The organism is Nitrosomonas sp. Nm166, assembly GCF_900112825.1.
Classification (GTDB): Bacteria; Pseudomonadota; Gammaproteobacteria; order Burkholderiales; family Nitrosomonadaceae; genus Nitrosomonas.
On the sequence record NZ_FONE01000012.1, the window covers coordinates 45,657 to 65,220 of the forward strand.

General features: G+C 46.4%; 18 protein-coding genes. 8 read left to right on the forward strand and 10 right to left on the reverse strand.

What is annotated here, in order from left to right:
* Nucleotides 1–92 precede the first annotated feature (92 nt).
* The 3 genes from pgeF (at nucleotide 93) to BM021_RS05290 (ending at nucleotide 2,166) form a co-directional block, all read left to right on the forward strand.
* Nucleotides 93–839: a peptidoglycan editing factor PgeF gene (gene pgeF / locus BM021_RS05280; RefSeq protein ID WP_090719621.1), complete on the forward strand. Its 747-nt coding sequence runs from the start codon at nucleotides 93–95 to the stop codon at nucleotides 837–839.
* A 73-nt stretch (nucleotides 840–912) separates the two neighbouring features.
* A complete protein-coding gene (locus tag BM021_RS05285; protein ID WP_090719622.1) occupies nucleotides 913–1,713 on the forward strand; it encodes a ZIP family metal transporter in 801 nt (266 codons plus the stop codon).
* A 36-nt stretch (nucleotides 1,714–1,749) separates the two neighbouring features.
* Nucleotides 1,750–2,166 (forward strand): DUF4019 domain-containing protein, encoded by a 417-nt coding sequence (locus BM021_RS05290; protein ID WP_090719624.1) that lies wholly within the window; start codon nucleotides 1,750–1,752, stop codon nucleotides 2,164–2,166.
* Nucleotides 2,167–2,179: 13 nt separating this feature from the next.
* Here BM021_RS05290 and BM021_RS05295 read toward each other — a convergent pair whose 3' ends face one another.
* The 10 genes from BM021_RS05295 to BM021_RS05340 all read right to left on the reverse strand — a co-directional run bounded on the left by BM021_RS05295 (nucleotide 2,180) and on the right by BM021_RS05340 (nucleotide 12,014).
* The gene (locus tag BM021_RS05295; RefSeq protein ID WP_090719626.1) at nucleotides 2,180–4,786 is read right to left on the reverse strand and encodes a glycosyltransferase family 39 protein; all 2,607 of its coding nucleotides are present in this window, start codon (nucleotides 4,784–4,786) and stop codon (nucleotides 2,180–2,182) included.
* Between the two features lie 47 nt (nucleotides 4,787–4,833).
* Nucleotides 4,834–5,829 carry an endolytic transglycosylase MltG gene (mltG, locus tag BM021_RS05300; RefSeq protein WP_090719628.1) on the reverse strand — a complete coding sequence of 332 codons (996 nt, stop codon included), beginning with the start codon at nucleotides 5,827–5,829 and terminating at the stop codon, nucleotides 4,834–4,836.
* A gap of 17 nt (nucleotides 5,830–5,846) precedes the next feature.
* Complete coding sequence (gene fabF, locus BM021_RS05305) at nucleotides 5,847–7,088, reverse strand: beta-ketoacyl-ACP synthase II (RefSeq protein WP_090719630.1); 1,242 nt, start codon at nucleotides 7,086–7,088, stop codon at nucleotides 5,847–5,849.
* Between the two features lie 38 nt (nucleotides 7,089–7,126).
* Nucleotides 7,127–7,363, reverse strand: coding sequence for an acyl carrier protein (acpP, locus tag BM021_RS05310; RefSeq protein ID WP_013967091.1), 237 nt, complete (start codon nucleotides 7,361–7,363; stop codon nucleotides 7,127–7,129).
* A gap of 164 nt (nucleotides 7,364–7,527) precedes the next feature.
* Nucleotides 7,528–8,280 carry a 3-oxoacyl-ACP reductase FabG gene (fabG, locus tag BM021_RS05315; RefSeq protein ID WP_371116151.1) on the reverse strand — a complete coding sequence of 251 codons (753 nt, stop codon included), beginning with the start codon at nucleotides 8,278–8,280 and terminating at the stop codon, nucleotides 7,528–7,530.
* Nucleotides 8,281–8,320: 40 nt separating this feature from the next.
* On the reverse strand, nucleotides 8,321–9,256 hold the full coding sequence (gene fabD, locus BM021_RS05320) for an ACP S-malonyltransferase (RefSeq protein ID WP_090719631.1): 936 nt from the start codon (nucleotides 9,254–9,256) through the stop codon (nucleotides 8,321–8,323).
* Nucleotides 9,257–9,259: 3 nt separating this feature from the next.
* Nucleotides 9,260–10,216, reverse strand: a complete 957-nt coding sequence (locus tag BM021_RS05325; RefSeq protein WP_090719633.1) for a beta-ketoacyl-ACP synthase III — start codon at nucleotides 10,214–10,216, stop codon at nucleotides 9,260–9,262.
* Nucleotides 10,216–11,247, reverse strand: a complete 1,032-nt coding sequence (gene plsX, locus BM021_RS05330) for a phosphate acyltransferase PlsX (RefSeq protein WP_090719635.1) — start codon at nucleotides 11,245–11,247, stop codon at nucleotides 10,216–10,218. Before plsX ends, BM021_RS05325 begins: the two co-directional genes overlap by 1 nt.
* Nucleotides 11,248–11,316: 69 nt before the next feature.
* Nucleotides 11,317–11,496, reverse strand: a complete 180-nt coding sequence (gene rpmF / locus BM021_RS05335) for a 50S ribosomal protein L32 (RefSeq protein WP_090719637.1) — start codon at nucleotides 11,494–11,496, stop codon at nucleotides 11,317–11,319.
* A 17-nt stretch (nucleotides 11,497–11,513) separates the two neighbouring features.
* Nucleotides 11,514–12,014, reverse strand: coding sequence for a YceD family protein (locus tag BM021_RS05340; RefSeq protein ID WP_256207787.1), 501 nt, complete (start codon nucleotides 12,012–12,014; stop codon nucleotides 11,514–11,516).
* A 71-nt stretch (nucleotides 12,015–12,085) separates the two neighbouring features.
* Between BM021_RS05340 and BM021_RS05345 the strand changes: the two genes are divergently transcribed.
* The 5 genes from BM021_RS05345 to BM021_RS05365 all read left to right on the forward strand — a co-directional run bounded on the left by BM021_RS05345 (nucleotide 12,086) and on the right by BM021_RS05365 (nucleotide 19,421).
* Entirely contained in the window at nucleotides 12,086–12,682 is a 597-nt protein-coding gene (locus BM021_RS05345) for a Maf family protein (RefSeq protein ID WP_090719641.1), read from the forward strand.
* Between the two features lie 93 nt (nucleotides 12,683–12,775).
* Entirely contained in the window at nucleotides 12,776–13,150 is a 375-nt protein-coding gene (locus BM021_RS05350; protein ID WP_090719643.1) for a hypothetical protein, read from the forward strand.
* Nucleotides 13,151–13,272: 122 nt separating this feature from the next.
* Nucleotides 13,273–14,721: a TolC family protein gene (locus BM021_RS05355; protein ID WP_090719645.1), complete on the forward strand. Its 1,449-nt coding sequence runs from the start codon at nucleotides 13,273–13,275 to the stop codon at nucleotides 14,719–14,721.
* A 12-nt stretch (nucleotides 14,722–14,733) separates the two neighbouring features.
* Nucleotides 14,734–16,233 carry an efflux RND transporter periplasmic adaptor subunit gene (locus tag BM021_RS05360; RefSeq protein WP_090719647.1) on the forward strand — a complete coding sequence of 500 codons (1,500 nt, stop codon included), beginning with the start codon at nucleotides 14,734–14,736 and terminating at the stop codon, nucleotides 16,231–16,233.
* 20 nt (nucleotides 16,234–16,253) lie between these two features.
* On the forward strand, nucleotides 16,254–19,421 hold the full coding sequence (locus BM021_RS05365) for an efflux RND transporter permease subunit (protein ID WP_090719649.1): 3,168 nt from the start codon (nucleotides 16,254–16,256) through the stop codon (nucleotides 19,419–19,421).
* The last annotated feature ends 143 nt before the right edge of the window (nucleotides 19,422–19,564 follow it).

Below are 19,564 nucleotides of genomic sequence, written 5' to 3' on the forward strand. Positions count from 1 at the left end.
GTAGCATTTTAACCCAGAAATATTGATTCCAAGGCTTAATTAGCTCGAAGACATTAAAACTGATTTGAAAAAATAAGATTCAAGCGGAATTTATGAATGATTGGATAATCCCGGATTGGCCGGCACCTGGCAATGTGAAAACATTGTTTACTACCCGCAATGGCGGCGGCGTGAGTAGTAACGTCAATGGTAATTATGCTTCTTTGAACTTAGCAGCGCATGTCAATGATGAGTGGGAAGATGTGGCATACAACCGGGCTTTATTGCGCCGCTGTTTGCCGGCTGAACCGAGATGGTTGAAACAAGTGCACGGCAATTTACCTGTCTGGATTGATGACACGACAGCGGCCATTCCTGAAGGAGACGCTGCGCTCAGCCGTAAACCAGGCACAGTATGTGCTGTCATGGTTGCTGACTGTTTATCGGTATTTTTGTGTGATACTGCGGGAACGACGGTGGGTATCGTACATGCGGGTTGGCGCGGGCTAAGTGGGGGAATCATTGAACAATCGGTTGCTGCCATGCAAGTGGACCCTGGCAAACTAATGGCATGGCTGGGACCGGCGATTGGTCCGGACCACTTTGAAGTTGGTACTGATGTCTACGACGCATTCGTCCAGCATGATGCGCAAGCAGCACAAGCTTTCGCGCCAAAGGATCATCATCAGAAGAAATGGTTGGCTGATATTTTTCTATTGGCTCGCCAGCGACTGGCTGATATGGGCATTCCCGCCGTGTATGGCGGAGAGATTTGTACCTTTAGTGATCCTGAGCGTTTCTATTCCTATCGTCGTGATGGTGAAACCGGACGGATGGCAGCTTTAATCTGGCTCGGATGAATGCACCGTAACTTGTTAAGCTATTGCCGCTTACAACAGCGTATAATCCCGCCTTTCCTTTTCAATTAACTTTATGTCGACGCTTACCTGGATTATTTCTGCCAGCTTATTTGGAGGGGGATTGAGTTTATTGCTCGCAGCAGTACTGGCACTCAATACACGGGTATCGTGGCTTTCCATGCTGGTTTCCTATGCCATCGGTGCATTGCTGGGGGCTGCTTTTCTCAATACCTTGCCTGAAGCATTTGAACTTTCAGAAAATCCAATGCAAGTGACCATCACAGTATTGATTGGGATTTTGATGTTTTTTATTCTGGAAAAGCTCGTATTGTGGCGTCACTGTCATTTAGAGGATTGTGAAGCGCATGATCCGTCACATGGTATGACAGCAACTACAAGCTATCAGCACGAACATGATCATGGACGTAGCGGAATGATGGTGATTGTAGGTGATACTTTTCATAATTTTGTCGATGGTATTTTGATTGCTGCGGCTTTCATGGTGGATGTGCAACTGGGTATTGTGACATCGACAGCTATTATCGCTCATGAAATTCCACAGGAAGCCGGAGATTTCCTTATTCTGTTGAATTCAGGCTACACACGTCGGATGGCTTTTCTGATGAATGTGTTATCCAGCTTTGCCACGCTAATTGGCGGTGTATTGGCGTACTTCATGCTGCATAAGATGAATTTTATGGTGCAGCCGCTGCTGGGGCTTGCCTCAGCCAGCATGATTTATGTCGCCATGTCAGATTTGATTCCAGGCTTGCATAAACGCCCTGAGATCCATGCAACTATTCAACAGGTGGTATTAATTTTGTTGGGAATTACTTCCATCTGGTTAGTGGGTAATATTTTTACCCATGTCTAGAAGTGCTGAAGATACGAAATTTTGCAAGGATATTTGATGATAAAACAAGTGCTTGTATTATTATTGCTGTTTTTTTGTGCTCCTGTTGTGAATGCGGAAGAAGACAATATTCTGGCTGAAGTTGAAGGGAGTGCACGTGCCTGGCTTGAGTTGATTGATAGTGGGAAATATAAGGAAGGTTGGGAGACTTCATCTCCACTATTTAAGACGAAAACACCTGAACCTGAATGGGTTAAGTCTATTACTGGTATTAGAGCACCACGTGGAGCAGTCAATGCCCGATATCTTGCAACAGCAGGCTCTACAAAAACATTATCGGGATTCCCGGAGGATGATTATGTCGTACTCCAGTTTTACACAACTTTTGCAACAAAAGGGCTGGCATTGGAAACGATAACGCTGGCGAAAGCACCTGATGAAGCATGGCGGGTTGCAGAATATGTGATCAAGTAAGCTCTTATGTATTTTATTGCATTTCGGATGAGCTCACGCCCTTAAACCCTTGGGAAATACGATAGTAAACGTGGCGTACCGGCGTACCGTAGCGTTCAATGACGCGATATTTAATGGTGTCGGGCTGGTCAAGCATTTTTTCAACCTCGATACCTTGAGTGCCTGGTCGGGTTTTTTCCAAATGGCGGCGTTTCATACCAACCTGAATGATGGGTCGATGGGTGGCTTCCTGGGAGGGGAACCAGAAATCATACATGGCACCATTATCACCAAACATATTGCGCGAACGAATGTCTAGTTGCGTATCGCCGTGGGTATAAAAATATAGTGCGCTGGCAACTGACCATTTGCTCATGCCGACAATGATGGGTTCTTTGCCCGTCTGATTTCTGACTTCTTCTGCGATCTGCTCGATTTCTGCCGCTGTTTCACGCCAGAAATAGTGTTCAGTGAATAAATGATAGGGTATGCCGGGTATTCCTAGGACGACATAGTGTAGCACAAAGGCATAAATGAACACGCAGGCTATAATCGTTGATCGCCAACCTGCCTGGATGCGTTTGACAAAGCTGCTCAGATGCTCGGTTTGACCCATCATCCAGGCCATGGTCGGTAATATTGCAAGCCAGATCGGGACTGTCCAGTGAAAGCGGGGCTCATCAAAAGTGCTGAGTATGAAACAAACGAATAGAGGGGCGCCTGCGAAAACCTGGACAAATAAATGACGTCTGCTCTCCAGTTGCTGGGTTCCAGATTGCTTGATTGAGAATAAGGCTAACGCAGCTGCAAGAAAGCCAACGGGAGTTAACAGAATGATGATATGAAAAATTAAATGATGTACTGAAAATTGATAGCTGTCCGCCAATACGCGGTTCGATTGGAATGCAAATGAGGCCCAGTCATTTGTGTAGTTCCAGATGATGACAGGCGAAAAGAGTAGTAAAGCCAATAGGGCAGCCAGATAAGGATGGGGGCGCTTCATCCAGTAGCGTGCCGCTGGATTTATGATGACAAACACCAATGCAGCGATACCTAGCAAACCCAGACTGTATTTGGATAGTAATCCCAGGCCGAAGGCGATTCCCATGCCCAGCCAGGCCCAGCGCTGCCCGGCTACCAATGCACGCTCCATATAATAAAGTGTTGCAGCCCAGGTCGCGACTAATGGTGCATCAGGAGTCATCAGCAAGCCAGAACCAAATCCTACTGGCAAAATAGCCAGTAATAATAAGGCGCGCATCGCGGTGGATTTGTCATACAGGTTCTGCGCCAGCGCGTATAAATAGCCCATGGTTATCAAGCCACAGAGCAGAGCACCGATACGCACGCCAAATTCATTATGTCCTAGAATTGCTGTGCCGAGCCAAATTAACCAGGCCACCATCGGAGGGTGATCATAAAAGCTTAAATCCATGTGCTGGGCATATTGCCAGTAATAAGCTTCGTCTGGAATGAGTTGCGCTAAGCCAAAATAGACCAAACGTAATAATAGGGCGAAAATTACAATACCAATCGCTGCTATGCGCCAGCGTATTTCCGATGACGGTAGATCTTTTTTACTGGGAAATACATAAAAGGCTGAGCCCAGATAGTTTACGGCTGCAGTGGCAACGATGGCCGGGAAAATTGCCAGTATTGGTGGTACTTGCCAGACATAGACCAGCAAAGCCAATACTCCACCGCGTAACAACAACGCGAGGGCGCCAACAGTCAGAAAGCGGCCAAATTGATGCCATTGAAGATATCCCGCATGATGTTCACGGAATGCCCATTTTGAATTAAATATATAGTTGACGCTTGCAGCGACAAAGAAACTGGCGAAGTGAGCCAGGGCAAGTCCCGCTTCACTGTTGATCATCCATTGAAAAACAAGGGCATCGATCAATACGCCAAATAAACCGACCATCGCAAAGCGGCCGGCGGTTTTAAGCGTGATTGTGCCACCGGCTAAGGTAATCAAACGCTGAATATAAGCGCGCTGATGAGCAAAAGATAATTTGGAACTGCCGTGCGTGCGATCATGAAAACGGATCGGTACTTCTGTAACACGGATCTTGCCGTGATTGGCCATGAGCAGCTCAAGCAGAACTTTATAGCCATGCGCATCGTTAGAAATATTTGCTGCTAATTTACGGCGGAATGCGAAGAAACCCGATGTAGTGTCATTCACATCACAGATGGGGCGTGCTATCCAGCCACCGATGCGTGACAATAGTTGCCGGTGCAGTGGCCAATTTTCTGTACTGCCGCCGGCGATATAGCGGCTACCGATGACTACATCATAATCGCCCTTTAAAACGGGCGTGACAATCGCTGATAAATGTTCTGGCGGATGGCTCAGATCCGCATCCATGACGACAATGACATCACTATTAGCGGCAGCGGCTCCCGCAATGATCGAAGCTGTTAAATCCGGTTTTTCATGCCGCTCAATCAAGCGAACATTGGATTGGTTTTTCCATGCGTGCACCTTATCAGGGGTTCCATCAGTGGAACCATCGTCAACGAAAATGACTTCAAAAGTGTCGGGACTGAAATTAAGTGCGAATAGGCGAGTTAGGAGTAAATCGATATTCTCAGATTCATTCAGAGTGGGCACTACGATGGAAAATTGAGTCATGTAGATCCACGGCTTAGAATTGACACTTAGCGATTGACGGCATGATTTTATTTTTGTTGTTTTTGGTATTGATTAACCGCTTTATTATGATCGGACAAGTTAGTAGAGAATTGAGATTCTCCATTACCTTTTGAGACAAAATATAGCGCATCGGTTTCAGCCGGATTAAGAGCCGCACGAATGGAAGCTAAACTTGGCAAAGCGATAGGTGTAGGCGGCAAACCTGGGCGAGTATAAGTGTTGTATGCTTGATCTGCAAGTAGATCTTTTTTGCGTAAGTTTCCATCAAATTGCTCACCCAGACCATAAATAATAGTGGGGTCTGTCTGTAATCTCATACCCTTACGAAGCCGGTTAATAAAAACACCGGCGATTTCAGCGCGATCACTTTCTATCGCGGTCTCTTTCTCAATGATGGAAGCCAGAATGAGTGCTTCATATGGCGTAGCTAAAGGCAAAGATTCTTTGCGGGATGACCAGCTGGTTTGTAAATAATTTTGCATGGCTTGATAAGCGCGCTGCAAAATATCGATATCGCTGTCACCTTTAATAAAATAGTAAGTATTAGGAAAAAACAATCCTTCAGTTGCTGTTTCGCTTGCACCGATACGCTGTAGAATTTCCTGATCACTTAAATCAACTATCGTATTTTTTATGGCTGGGTGTTCACTTAAAGTTTTTCGAAGCTGAGCAAAGGTCCAGCCTTCAATAAAGGTAATTTCATTTTGTTTTGGATCACCTTTGGTAAGATATTTTAGCAGCGCTATTTGCGAAAGATTGCCAGTAAGCTGGTAGTCACCTGCTTTAATAGCTGATTCTTGATTCAGATAACGCGCTAATATTACCAATGTCCACTTGGTAGGGATAACACCAGCATCAGCCAACTGTTGCGAAACTTGTTTTAGAGTGCTCCCAGGCCGGATGGAGAATTCATAGGGTGTGGTTGGGGGCGTGATATTAGAGTGAACATGCAGATATAACCATCCGATTAGAAGAATGGTTATTGATGTCATAATAAATAGGAGGCGTCTTAGCGTATGCATGCCCCAAAAAATAAAACTTATACTTTACGAAAAACAAGCGTTCCATTCGTTCCTCCAAAGCCGAAGGAATTGGATAATGCAACGTTGATATGCATGTCTCTTGCGGTGTTAGGAACATAATCCAAGCCGCACTGTGGATCTTGATTGACAAGGTTGATGGTGGGTGGAGCAATTTGATGATGGATTGCAAGCGTGGAAAATACCGCTTCTACACCTCCGGCAGCACCCAGCAAATGCCCTGTCATTGATTTTGTAGAACTGACCGCGAGTTTATTGGCATGATCTTCAAAACACCGCTTGACAGCAATGGTTTCTGCGATATCGCCCAATGGCGTGGAAGTGCCGTGCGCGTTAATATAATCAACGTCAGCGGTATTAATCCCTGCATTTTTAAGCGCATTGACCATGCAGCGCGCTGCCCCTTCACCGTCATCGCAAGGTGCTGTCATATGAAATGCATCGGCACTCATACCGAAACCGGCTAATTCTGCATAAATTTTTGCACCACGGCGCTTGGCGTGTTCCATTTCTTCCAGAACCAGAATTCCAGCACCTTCACCCAGTACAAAACCATCACGATCTTTATCCCAGGGACGGCTTGCCGACGCCGGATCATCATTGCTTACCGACAAGGCTTTTGCTGCAGAAAATCCACCAATAGACAGCGGAGTAACACATGATTCCGCGCCACCGCATACCATGATATCAGCGTCACCATACTCAATCATGCGCGCTGAATTACCGATACTGTGAGTAGCTGTGGTACAAGCTGTGACAATGGCTATATTAGGACCTTTGTAACCATATAGGATGGATAAATTACCTGCGATCATGTTAATGATCGTGCTGGGAATAAAAAAGGGCGATATTTTGCGCGGGCCGCCTGCATGATAGGCGCTATCGGTACTCTCAATCATCGGCAAACCGCCAATGCCTGAGCCAATATTGACACCGATTCGTTCGGAATCAAGATGCGTGACATCCTCTATGCCTGCATCTTTAACAGCCTGGATTGCTGCAGCCATGCCATAATGGATAAAAATATCCATACGACGTGCTTCTTTGGCAGATAGATATTGCTGAATATCAAAATCTTTCACTTCACCTGCAATTTGTGAAGTGAAATTTGATGCATCAAAACGAGTAATTCGAGCGATACCGGATTTTCCTGAGACAATATTCTCCCATGCATTTGATACAGTGTTACCTACTGGCGATATAATCCCTAACCCGGTAATTACTACCCTACGTTTGGACAAAAATAACTCCGATTACTTGTATTTAAGAGAACAAAATACTAATTTGTGTTGGCAGTGACGTAGTCAATTGCTTCCTGGACTGTATTTATTTTTTCCGCCTGCTCATCTGGAATTTCGCATTCGAATTCTTCTTCTAATGCCATGACCAACTCAACTGTATCGAGCGAATCTGCTCCCAGATCATTAACAAAAGATGATTCATTCTTGACTTCAGCTTCATTAACACCCAGTTGCTCAGCAACAATTTTTTTAATACGCTGCTCAATATTTTCCATCTAGATACTTCCTCTCAGGTAAGAAAAACTTTCTCATTTTAACAAATTTTCAGTGTCAAAAGAACTGAAAGATGACCCTAACTCAATAAGTTTTAATTAATTTATGATTTTCAGCTGGCTGGTTCATTATAAATAATTCCTTATTATCAATTACTTTTCTTCAATCAATCCATATACATTCCACCATTTACATGAAGCGTGGTGCCTGTTATGTAGCCTGCATTAGACGAAGCTAGAAATGCTACTGCTGATGCAACTTCTTCAGGGCGTCCTAGTCTTCCCAAGGGAACATGCTGGATTAAACTTTGTTGATGCTCGCTGGCCAGCGAGCGGGTCATATCCGTATCAATAAAACCTGGCGCAACGCAATTCACAGTAATATTGCGACTTCCTATTTCGCGTGCTAATGATTTGCTAAAGCCGAAGAGTCCTGCCTTGGCGGCTGCATAGTTTGTTTGACCCATATTTCCAATTGCACCGACAACAGAAGAGATATTGATAATACGCCCATAACGGGCTTTCATCATCGCACGAAGAACGATGCGACTTAAACGGAACACTGATTTTAGATTGGTTTCCATGATCTCATCCCATTCTTCGTCTTTCATACGCACTAACAGGTTGTCGCGCGTAATTCCGGCGTTATTCACCAGTATTTCAATGTCACCAAATTTTTCCCGGACGATTTGAATTGAGTGGTTAATTTGCTCAGTATCATTCACGTTTAAAACGATACCGGTACCTTTGATACTTGCCTGCTCCAGATATTGACTGATTGAGTCGGCACCGCTTTCAGTGGTTGCTGTGCCAATCACAATTGCGCCATGCTGGCCTAATTTTAATGCGATAGCTTGCCCAATCCCGCGACTCGCGCCGGTTACTAATGTTATTTTATTTTCCAAGATTATATCCCTCATAACCAGAGCCATGATGGTGAATAGCAAGTACTCATTGTTATTATTTTAAATTAACAGCTTGTTTGATTGTTTCACTATCGGCCAGTGACAGTTGTTGTAAATTCTGATCAATGCGTTTATTCAGCCCGGCCAATACTTTTCCCGGCCCGCACTCAATGATATGCGTGATACCCTCAGCAGCAAAAGCGCGGATGGTATCCACCCACCGCACAGGGCTTACCAATTGCTGAACTAGAATTTCCTTGATGGAGGTAACATCAGCATGTGGCTTTACATCGACATTGTGTAGGATCCGAATTTTAGGCGGTTGCAAGGTTGCACGTTCCAATTGCAACCGCATGTTGTCAGCTGCCGGTTTCATCAGTGAGCAATGCGAAGGAATACTCATCGGTAACAGGATTGCACGCTTAGCGCCTTCTGATCTGGACATTTCAATTCCCTGCAGGATGGCATTTTTGTGGCCGGCAATGACCACTTGGCCTGGTGAGTTGAAGTTGGCTGGTTCAAGAGATTCTCCATTGCCCTGATTGGTGATATCACGGCAGATGGTTTCGATGATTTTATCATCCAGACCTAGAATTGCAGCCATTCCACCGACACCTTCCGGTACGGCCTGTTGCATGGCTTGCGCACGAGAGCGCACCAGTGCTAATGCATCCGCAAAATTCATTACTTCTGCTACAACGAGCGCTGTATATTCACCCAGACTATGTCCGGCTAATAACGCTGGCTTTGATCCCCCTAAACTGGTCCATGCACGATATACGGCTACACCTGCTATGAGCATGAGAGGTTGGGTATTGATGGTGAGATTGAGGTCTTCACCAGGCCCGGAACTAACCATTGCCCAGAAATCCTGTTGAAGGATATCGGATGCTTCTTGAAAGGTTTCCTGAATGATGGGTAAGTCTGCGTACCCGTTCATCATTCCGACCGATTGTGATCCCTGACCTGGAAATACGAATGCAAATTTCATCAATCACCAGCGCAGTAACACTGCTCCCCATGTAAAACCACCACCAACACCTTCCAGTAAAATTAACTGATCAGACTGAATACGTCCGTCCCGTACGGCAATGTCGAGTGCAAGCGGAATGGAAGCGGCAGAGGTGTTGCCATGTTTATCAACGGATACCACTACCTTGTCCATCGGCAACCCCAGTTTCTTTGCCGTTGATTGAATGATTCGTATATTGGCCTGATGCGGAATCAACCAATCGATGTCCGTCGATTGCAGATTATTTTTTGTGATCGCTTCTTGCACGACTTCTTCCAATACCTTGACAGCGAATTTAAAAACGGCGTTGCCTTCCATGTGGATGTAGGGCGTGCCTTGTACTTTCCCTCCACTGATGCATGCAGGTGCAGACAGAATATTACTATGACTGCCGCTGGCATGAAGATGCGTCGATAGAATGCCGGGCTGATCACTTTGCGAAAGTACCACCGCTCCCGCGCCATCGCCAAACAATACACATGTGCTCCGGTCGTTCCAGTCAAGTATTTTCGAATAGATTTCACTGCCGACCACTAAGGCATTGCGGCATTTGCCTGAACTGACAAACATATCGGCGGTTGCCAGAGCATATACGAAGCCGCTGCAAACTGCTTGCACATCAAAAGCCGGGCAATTTTCTATCCCCAGTTTGTTTTGCAGAATACAGGCAGTGCTTGGGAAAATCATGTCCGGCGTCGTAGTGGCGACAATGATGAGATCAATATCTCCACCGGTTACACCGGCGGCCTGCATAGCATTTTGGCATGCATACAATGCCAGATCACTGGCAACCTGGTCTTCACGTGCAATATGTCGCTGTGTGATGCCCGTACGCGTGCGTATCCATTCATCGCTGGTATCCACCATGCTTTCCAGATCATGGTTGGTAAGTATCTTTTCAGGTAAATAACTACCTGTTCCAATGATTCGTGAATACATTATCTAGTCATTATTTCCGGAGAATTATGGGAAAACTCGGCTACGCGTTCACTGATGCGCCGCAACATGCCACCCCGAACTTCATCAGCTGCGCGCTTGATAGCAAAACCAAATGCATATTTATCAGCAGAGCCATGGCTTTTAATAACAATACCGCGTAAACCCAACAGACTGGCGCCGTTGTACCGGCGATGATCTACACGATGCTTGAAGGAATTAATAACCGGCGTGGCAATGATACCAGCTAATTTTGTCAGAACATTACGCTTGAATTCCTCGCGCAGGTAGGTTGCTAACATTTGCGCCAGACCTTCTGAAGTTTTTAAAGTAATATTACCTACAAAACCATCGCAAACTACTACATCAGTGGTTCCTTTGTAAATGTCGTTGCCTTCGACATTGCCATAAAAATTAAGCCCGCTATTGCGCAATAATTCAGCCGCTTGCTTAACTGTTTCATTTCCCTTGATTTCTTCTTCGCCAACATTGAGTAGTCCAACACTTGGCGATGGGTTACTTTCCACGGAAGATACTAAGGAAGCACCCATGATTCCAAATTGGAATAAGTGCTCCGCCGTGCAATCGACATTGGCGCCTAGATCCAATATATAGGTATGGCCAGTGACGGTTGGCACTATACCTGCCAGAGCAGGACGATCAACGCCTGAAATAGTTTTTAAAACAAAACGCGAAGTTGCCAACAGGGCCCCCGTATTTCCCGCGCTGATACAAGCTTGTGCTTCACCAGTTTTGACAAGATTAATAGATATGCGCATTGAAGAGTTTTTCTTCCAACGCAAAGCCAGTGCAGGTGATTCATCCATGCCTACCACTTCACTGGCTGGGTGTAACCGAATTCTGGGGCCTAATTTAGCATTTGCTGCGTGTAATTCTGCTTCAATCGCATCAGGAACGCCTACTAGAATAATATTGGCTTCGGGGTCATGACGAAGATAATCAACCGCAGATGGAACTGTGACATGAGGGCCATGGTCGCCACCCATACAATCTATTGCTACAGTAATTTCCACTTTCGGTGCTCTTCTTATGACTGAGAAAAACTATATGAGTGTAGCTGATAGCAATAGGTAGTGTAATTTTTAGTCGTTTTTAGTTTTAATGACTTTCTTGCCACGATAATATCCATTGGGGCTAATATGGTGACGTAAATGAACTTCTCCTGTACTCGGTTCAATCGCTAAAGGAGGGTTGGTCAGAAAATCATGCGCGCGGTGCATACCACGTTTTGAAGGGGATTTTTTATTTTGTTGAACTGCCATTCAAATAACTCCTTGAATCAATTTTTATTTTTAAATGCGGCCAGCGCTGCAAACGGGTTTGTCAATTGTGTTTTATCAAATAAAATATCTTCATTTGATTCTGGTTGATACATTTCGCATGCACCATCCGGATGACGCGATGAAATCGATAAACTAAGGATGATTTCTTCCTCAATTAAACTCCAAACATCCAGATCAGGTGTTGCTAAAATGGCATCGATTGTATCCTCTTCATCGACCTGATCAAGCTCTGCTTCACTTTCAACGAGTAGCAAAATAGTTTGCAGATCTACGATATGTGGTAATTTGTCAAGACAGCGCTGACAGCAAAGATGTATTTTACCTTTAATCTCCAGGTGCAAGTTAGGTTTGTTATTTTTATCAAAGTGACCACTGATTGTGTATCTCAGTTCACCTTCATTATCAAATAAAAGGTCGTGTAAACGCGCAAGCTCTAACACCGGGATTTTATCCTGATGTATACCCGCATTACGCACAAAATCGATAGAGTCTATCATAAATCGCACAGACATAAGGCGCGCATGTTATATTTTTTATTTTTAAGTGTCAAAAAATACAGAAGGAAATTTTGAAAATACAAACCAATACTCAGAAAATTATTTTGGGGTCAAGTTCCATTTATCGTAAAAAATTGCTGCAGCGTTTACAGATTCCATTCGAAACAATCAGCCCTCGAATTAATGAAGTGCCTTTGTTGAATGAATTGCCGGAGGAAACTGCTTTACGTTTGGCTGAAACAAAGGCGCGTGCCGTTGCTGAAAGCTACTCGCAAGCGCTTATCATAGGCTCTGATCAAGTGGCGGTGCTCGGAAATTTACGTCTTGGCAAGCCGATGAATCATGTCAATGCAACTGAGCAGCTACGGCTGGTACGGGGTAAAGAAGTAGTTTTTTATACCGCTTTATGTCTGCTGAATAGTGCTACTGATCGGCTGCAGATGCGGGTTATTCCGTATTATGTGAGATTTCGACAATTTAGCGATCATCAGATCGAGAACTATCTACTTAAAGAACAACCCTATCATTGTGCAGGTAGTGCAAAATCTGAAGGATTGGGTATCGCGCTCATTGAACAAATGACCGGAGAAGATCCCAATGCCTTGATTGGATTGCCGCTGATTGCTCTGGTAGATATGCTAGCCGATGAGGGTGTTGCGATTGTTTAAGCATGAGTTTTTATAAAAGTTGTTTAATTGCAAATACCTGAATAATGTGAAATCATTGGTTCAAAATTTTATTTGATAACAGATTTTAGTACGATGAGGAAATATCCTGCTTACCCTATTATCTTTATGCTGATTGTGAGCATACTGACGAATGGGCTTAGTTTATCCTTCAGGGGAGAGATATTTGCTCATGAACTGGATCACATTTATCATGATCATGCGTTATCAGTAGATCCTGCTACGCACCTAGAACTGCATCACGGTAACGTCACACGAGATGGTGCTGATCTTGATGCAGCAACGCACTTATGCTTACATTCAGCAGGACAATACCAGCCTTTTTTCTTTAATTCCTTTCCGCAGATACCGGATCAGATAGCAACAGAAACTTTGGTTGTGTTTGTTTCAGCCTTTATTCCGGAAACAATTCCGGATTTGCCTCTTCGTCCTCCTCGAAGCGTTTCTTAAGCTGAATTTTAATGTGTGGTTTGTGGATTGTTTTCTTTGATCTACAGATCGCAGAAACAGGTCAATTCAGGCTTAGCTTGTGACCTTGTGTTTAGATAGGCTTAGGTACGCGGAGGAGTTCCATGAAATTGAGCGACCGGTTCATAGTATTAAGCTATTTGATATCGTCAACATCATCCATCATATGGTTAGCTTTTGTCTTGTTGCTGGGTTTCACTGCCCAGATAAGGGCCAGTGCGGATTCTTTTAATGCGCTTTCTGGCACTCACGGAGGCAGAAATAATTCAACTGATCCGGTCATCAGTGAAGAGAAAGCCGATCTAACCCTACGTGATGCGGTTAATCTTGCATTACTTCGCAATCCCGAGTTGGCTGCTTTTGCCAAGGAAATGCGCGCCTTGGAAGGAGCAACCCTGCAAGCCGGGTTATTGAAAAATCCGGAATTGTCTGCAAGTGTTAAAAATATTGGAAACGTCCAAAAGTTGCGCGACGAAGTCAATGCACCCGAATCGATCGCGCAGGAAGTGACGCAGCAGGTTACGACGATCCAGATCGGTCAATTGATTGAGCTGGGTGGCAAACGCGCCGCCCGGGTCAGTGCGGCCCAATTGGGTGAAGAGCTGGCTGCCATGGACTATGAATCCCGGCGTATAGAAATCATAGTCAGCGTGGCAAATTTGTTTACCGATGTATTGGCTGGTCAGGAAAGGTTTAAATTGGCCGAGGAGACTAGGCAGCTCGCGCAAAACGTGGTCGATACAGTGGTGTATCGGGTGCAGTCGGGTAAGGTGCCGCCAATTGAAGAAACTAGGGCCAAGGTAAGCTTATCCACCGCGCACATTGAATATGAGCAAGCGCAACGTGACCTCATCTCGGCCCGCAAACGGCTTGCGTTGATGTGGGATAGTGACGCGCCGCAGTTTGATAAAGCTTTAGGAGTTCTGGAAGTATCGATTGTGCCACCGGATTTTCAAATGCTGCAGGAGCGTGTGCTGGACAATCCGATGGCGCTTCGTACCATGAAGAGTATCGAACATCGCAAGGCCTTGCTGGAGGTAGAGCAAACTCGCCGGATTCCTAATCTGACCGTAAATGCAGGGGTGGTGAATTATGCGGTACTGGGTGGCAACACGGCTATCGCCAGCGTGACGATTCCATTGCCGTTGTTCGACCGTAACCAAGGCAATCTTAAAGAAGCGCACCAGCGGGTAAGTAAAGCGGAAGATGAGCAGAGTGTCATGGAGTTGCGGCTGAAAACCGAGCTGGCGCAATCTTATGAAGCGATGACGGCAGTATGGAATGAAATCAATATCTTGCGTGACGAAGTGTTGCCAGGAGCCAAGAGTGCTTTTAGCGTGATGCGTAAGGGTTACGAATTGGGAAAATTTGGCTTGCTGGAGCTAACGGATGCGCAGCGTGTGCTGTTTCAGAATCAATTGCTCTATGTTCGTGCACTTGCAAACTATCAACGTCTGATCAATGACATCGAACGCCTGATTGCAGCGCCTATCGAAAGTGTCAAGCTTAAGCATGAAACCAACTTACGCCAACTTGAGCGGAAGAGAAAGTAAAAGGATTAGACGATGGATAAAGTGCGATTGATACCAATCCTGATCGTGATTGCCATCGGGATTATATTGGGTGGGTTGATTCTTACATTAGATAAACCTTCAGTGGTTTCAGAGGAGATGGCTAGTTCCGATGACGACGAAAAACCAGAAGAGAATCAACCGCGCATTGGCCCAAGAGGCGGCAAGCTATTTATTGGCAATGGTTTCAGCGTGGAATTGACCATCTTTGAAAAAGGTGTACCACCGCAGTTCCGGATTTATTTGTATGAAAATGGAAAGTTGCTGCCACCATCCGCAGCTACTGTTGCAATTACATTATCCCGTCTGGGAGCATCAGTGCAATTATTTAAATTTACTCCTGAAGCGGATTATCTGTTGGGAGATCAGGTGGTTGAGGAGCCACATTCATTTGATATCGCCATTGCTGCTGAACGCAATGGCAAGCTCATGCGCTGGAGTTATAGTCAGGTAGAAGGACGAGTGGAAATATCGGATGCCATGCTGAAAAGCATGGGTATCGAGGTTTTGATGGCTGGGCCGGCCATTATTAAACCAAAACTCAAACTGCCGGGTGAAGTAATCTTCAACGAACATAACATTGTACGGGTGGTGCCCAGAGTTCCTGGTCTCGTGATCGCAGTGTATGGCCACCATGGTCAGCAGGTAAAAAAAGGTGAGGTGCTGGCGGTTGTCGAAAGCCCGATGCTGGCGGATTTGCGCAGTCAATACTTTGTTGCGAAGAAACGATTCGCATTGGCAAAAACAACCTACGAGCGGGAAAAACAGTTGTGGGAAGAAAAAATCAGCGCCAAGCAGGAATTTCTGCTGGCACAACAGCAGTGGAATGAAGCTGAGATTGAATTGGAGCTTGCCACTACCAAGCTGCGTGTCTTGGGCGTGCAACCTGAATCCAGTCACTTAAAATCAAACATTACCCAATATGAAATACGTGCGCCCCTTTCCGGAATCATTACTGCCAAGGCCATTGTACAGGGCGAAGCGCTGAAGGAAGATCGGGAAATTTATACCATCGCCGATATGTCCACGGTATGGACAGCCGTTACAGTGTATCCAAAAGATCTTAACGTCATCCGGATCGGTCAGAAAGCCACCGTGAAAGCAACGGCTTTCGACATTGAAAGCGAAGGCATTATCACTTATATCTCCACGCTGATCGGTGGGCAAACACGTACTGCAACGGCCAGGGTCGAACTGGATAATATTGAAGGCAAATGGCGCCCCGGCATGTTTGTCAACGCTGAATTGGTAGCGGAGGAAATTGAAGTGCCTGTGGCTGTTTCTATCGATGCCATTCAAGCATTCCGGGATTGGTCAGTGGTATTCGGCCGCTATGATCCGTATTTCGAAGTGCGCCCGCTGGAGTTGGGTCGCAGTGATGGTGAAATGGTGGAGGTGCTGCACGGGCTTGGTCAGGGTGAGCGATACGCCGGCGGCAACAGCTTTGCCCTTAAGGCTGAGCTAGGTAAATCAGGTGCAGCCCATGAGCACTAGATCAATCAGGACTATCGATCATGTTTGAGCGCATTTTACATTTATCCATTTATCAACGCGGCCTTGTGCTGATGGCGGTATTGATGATGGCGATCATCGGTATCTACGGTTATCAGAAGCTGACGATTGATGCCGTGCCTGATATCACCAACGTACAGGTTCAGATTAATACGGCTGCACCAGGCTATTCACCGATCGAAGCCGAGCAGCGCATCACTTTTCCGATTGAGACCGTCATGGCGGGCTTGCCGAATCTTCACTATACCCGCTCTCTTTCACGTTATGGCTTGTCGCAGGTTACCGTGATTTTCGAAGACGGCACCGATATTTATTTTGCGCGCCAGCAGGTCAGTCAACGCATCCAGGAAGCGAGAGGTCGGCTACCCATCGGTATCGAACCGATGATGGGCCCTATCTCCACCGGTCTGGGTGAAATTTTCATGTGGTCTGTCGATGCTGAAGAAGGCGCAAAGAAACCGGATGGCACTGAATACACCACAACCGACTTGCGAGAAATTCAGGATTGGGTCATCAGGCCGCAATTGCGCATGGTGAAGGGAGTGACAGAAATCAACACCGTGGGCGGCTATGTCAAACAATTCCATGTGGTGCCGTACCCGGAGAAGATGATCGCTTTCGGCCTGACGTTAACTGACCTGATGACCGCTCTGGAACGCAACAACCTGAATGTAGGGGCCGGTTATATTGAAAGAGGTGGAGAACAATACCTGATTCGCGTGCCGGGGCAAATCGCTAGTCTGTCTGAAGTTGGCAATATTATTCTGGGCTCGCGACTGGGAACACCGATTCGTATCATGGATGTGGCGGATATTCTTATTGGTAAAGAGTTACGCACAGGTGCCGCTACGCAAAATGGAAAGGAAGTGGTGCTCGGGACAGCGCACATGCTGATCGGGGAAAATAGTCGTCTCGTTGCTCAAGCCGCAGCAAAAAAACTGGAGGAAATCAATCGCAATTTGCCGGCAGGCATTATTGCTACACCTGTCTACGATCGCACCGCACTGGTAGAGAAAACTATTCATACGGTGGCGACCAATCTGTTCGAAGGGGCAGCACTGGTGATCGTGGTGTTGCTGCTGTTTCTGGGCAATTTCCGCGCAGCACTGATTGCAGCTTTTGTGATTCCACTGTCGATGCTGTTTACGTTTACTGGCATGGTGGCGAATCAAGTGAGCGCCAACTTGATGAGTCTGGGGGCGATTGATTTCGGCATCATCGTAGATGGCGCCATCGTCATTGTCGAAAACAGTATCCGCCGGCTGGCGCATGAGCAGATGCGACTGGGACGGGAATTAACACTGACGGAACGTCTCGAACTGGTATTCGACGCTTCCCGGGAGGCGCGGAGAGTATTGATCTATGGTGAGCTGATCATCATCATCGTTTATCTGCCGATTTTTGCCTTGACCGGCGTGGAAGGAAAAATGTTTCATCCGATGGCGCTCACTGTGGTGACAGCATTGATTGCTGCAATGATTCTGTCGATTACCTTTGTTCCGGCAGCGATTGCTTTTTTTCTGTCCGGTAAAGTGAAAGAAAAAGAAAGCGCTGTGATGGCGTGGGCAAAAAAAGCCTATTTGCCGATATTGACGGCAACCATGCATAACCGTGAACTCACGGTCACAATCGCTATCGTCATTGTCATCTTATCGGGCTTGCTGACCACGCGCATTGGCAGCGAGTTTGTGCCCAGTCTGAACGAAGGGGATATTGCGCTCCATGCCATTCGTATTCCCGGTACTAGCCTGACTACTGCGATTGAAATGCAGAATGAGCTGGAAGCAGTAGTCAAAACATTTCCTGAAGTCGACAGAGTGTTTTCCAAAATCGGCACCGCCGAAATAGCCACCGACCCTATGCCGCCGAGTGTGGCGGATGTTTTTATCATATTGAAACCGCAATCGGAATGGACCGGGGCGCATCAAACCAAGGCGGAGCTGATTGCTACGATGGAACAGGCGGTGCGCCAGGTTCCAGGAAATAATTATGAATTCACCCAGCCGATCCAAATGCGTTTTAACGAGCTGCTGTCGGGGGTACGCGCTGATGTTGCCGTCAAAGTATTCGGTGATGATATGGATACCTTGCTGGCTTTGGGTGAGGAAATAGAGCATCTGCTTGAAACCATTTCCGGCGCTGCCGATGTAAGAACTGAGCAAATTACCGGCCTGCCGGTGCTCTCCATTCAGATGGATCGTGCAAAGATGGCGCGTTACGGTCTGAATGGACGCGATGTGCAGGATGTCATCGCCATGTCAGTGGGTGGTCGAAGCACTGGCATGATTTTTGAAGGTGATCGGCGCTTTGATTTGCAGATACGGCTGCCGGAGCATTTGCGCGCCGATATCGAAGCGTTGAAACGGCTACCGATCAGTGTGCCGCTGCAAAGCGTGGCCGCTGCTCCCGTTGCAACGCAAGCGGCTCAGCCAGCTGCACCGGTTTTTGTCACTCTTGGGGAAGTAGCCAACTTCGAGATTACTCAAGGTCCCAATCAGGTCAGCCGTGAAAATGGCATACGCAGGATCGTGATTACCGCCAATGTGCGTGGCCGAGATCTGGGCTCATTCGTTCATGAAGCAGAGCAATTGATTACAGAAAAAGTGCGTATCCCGCCGGGTTACTGGACCACCTGGGGTGGTCAGTTTGAACAAATGATTGCAGCGGCGCAGCGCCTGCAGATCGTGATACCGGTCGCACTAGGGCTTATTTTCATCCTGTTGTACACGATGTTTGGCAATGTACGTGATGGGCTGCTGATGTTTACCGGTGTTCCTTTTGCCTTAACCGGCGGCATAGTGGCTTTATGGCTGCGCGGTATTCCATTATCCATTTCCGCGGGTGTTGGATTTATAGCGCTATCCGGCGTAGCGGTTCTGAACGGCCTGATGATGCTGGCGTTTATTCGGGACTTAAGAGAAAAAGGATTGTCTCTGGATGATGCAATTCAAACCGGCGCGCTGACCCGGCTACGCCCGGTATTGATGACCGCATTGGTGGCATCGATCGGTTTCCTGCCAATGGCGCTTGCCATAGGTACCGGCGCGGAAGTTCAACGGCCTTTGGCGACGGTGGTGATCGGTGGGATTTTATCGTCGACTGCGTTGACGTTGCTGGTGTTGCCGGTGTTGTATCGGATGGTGCATGGGAGGGATTTAGTTGATAGTTAGAGTTTTAATTTTTTGTCGGATTAATTAAGTTATTCCAATTACAGATATAAACAGTAATAATATAAGCCTTTACCTTTGGTAGAGGTCATCATGGCACGGAAGGCAAGTGGAACGGAGCAACTTGAGGTAGCGATGGAACGGTT

Bases quoted from the DNA above. Each gene is read 5' to 3' on its own strand.
- pgeF (WP_090719621.1), top strand. From the start codon at position 93: ATGAATGATTGGATAATCCCGGATTGGCCGGCACCTGGCAATGTGAAA.
- BM021_RS05285 (WP_090719622.1), top strand. From the start codon at position 913: ATGTCGACGCTTACCTGGATTATTTCTGCCAGCTTATTTGGAGGGGGA.
- BM021_RS05290 (WP_090719624.1), top strand. From the start codon at position 1,750: ATGATAAAACAAGTGCTTGTATTATTATTGCTGTTTTTTTGTGCTCCT.
- BM021_RS05295 (WP_090719626.1), bottom strand. From the start codon at position 4,786: ATGACTCAATTTTCCATCGTAGTGCCCACTCTGAATGAATCTGAGAAT.
- mltG (WP_090719628.1), bottom strand. From the start codon at position 5,829: ATGCATACGCTAAGACGCCTCCTATTTATTATGACATCAATAACCATT.
- acpP (WP_013967091.1), bottom strand. From the start codon at position 7,363: ATGGAAAATATTGAGCAGCGTATTAAAAAAATTGTTGCTGAGCAACTG.
- fabG (WP_371116151.1), bottom strand. From the start codon at position 8,280: ATGAGGGATATAATCTTGGAAAATAAAATAACATTAGTAACCGGCGCG.
- fabD (WP_090719631.1), bottom strand. From the start codon at position 9,256: ATGAAATTTGCATTCGTATTTCCAGGTCAGGGATCACAATCGGTCGGA.
- BM021_RS05325 (WP_090719633.1), bottom strand. From the start codon at position 10,216: ATGTATTCACGAATCATTGGAACAGGTAGTTATTTACCTGAAAAGATA.
- rpmF (WP_090719637.1), bottom strand. From the start codon at position 11,496: ATGGCAGTTCAACAAAATAAAAAATCCCCTTCAAAACGTGGTATGCAC.
- BM021_RS05340 (WP_256207787.1), bottom strand. From the start codon at position 12,014: ATGATAGACTCTATCGATTTTGTGCGTAATGCGGGTATACATCAGGAT.
- BM021_RS05350 (WP_090719643.1), top strand. From the start codon at position 12,776: ATGAGGAAATATCCTGCTTACCCTATTATCTTTATGCTGATTGTGAGC.
- BM021_RS05355 (WP_090719645.1), top strand. From the start codon at position 13,273: ATGAAATTGAGCGACCGGTTCATAGTATTAAGCTATTTGATATCGTCA.
- BM021_RS05360 (WP_090719647.1), top strand. From the start codon at position 14,734: ATGGATAAAGTGCGATTGATACCAATCCTGATCGTGATTGCCATCGGG.
- BM021_RS05365 (WP_090719649.1), top strand. From the start codon at position 16,254: ATGTTTGAGCGCATTTTACATTTATCCATTTATCAACGCGGCCTTGTG.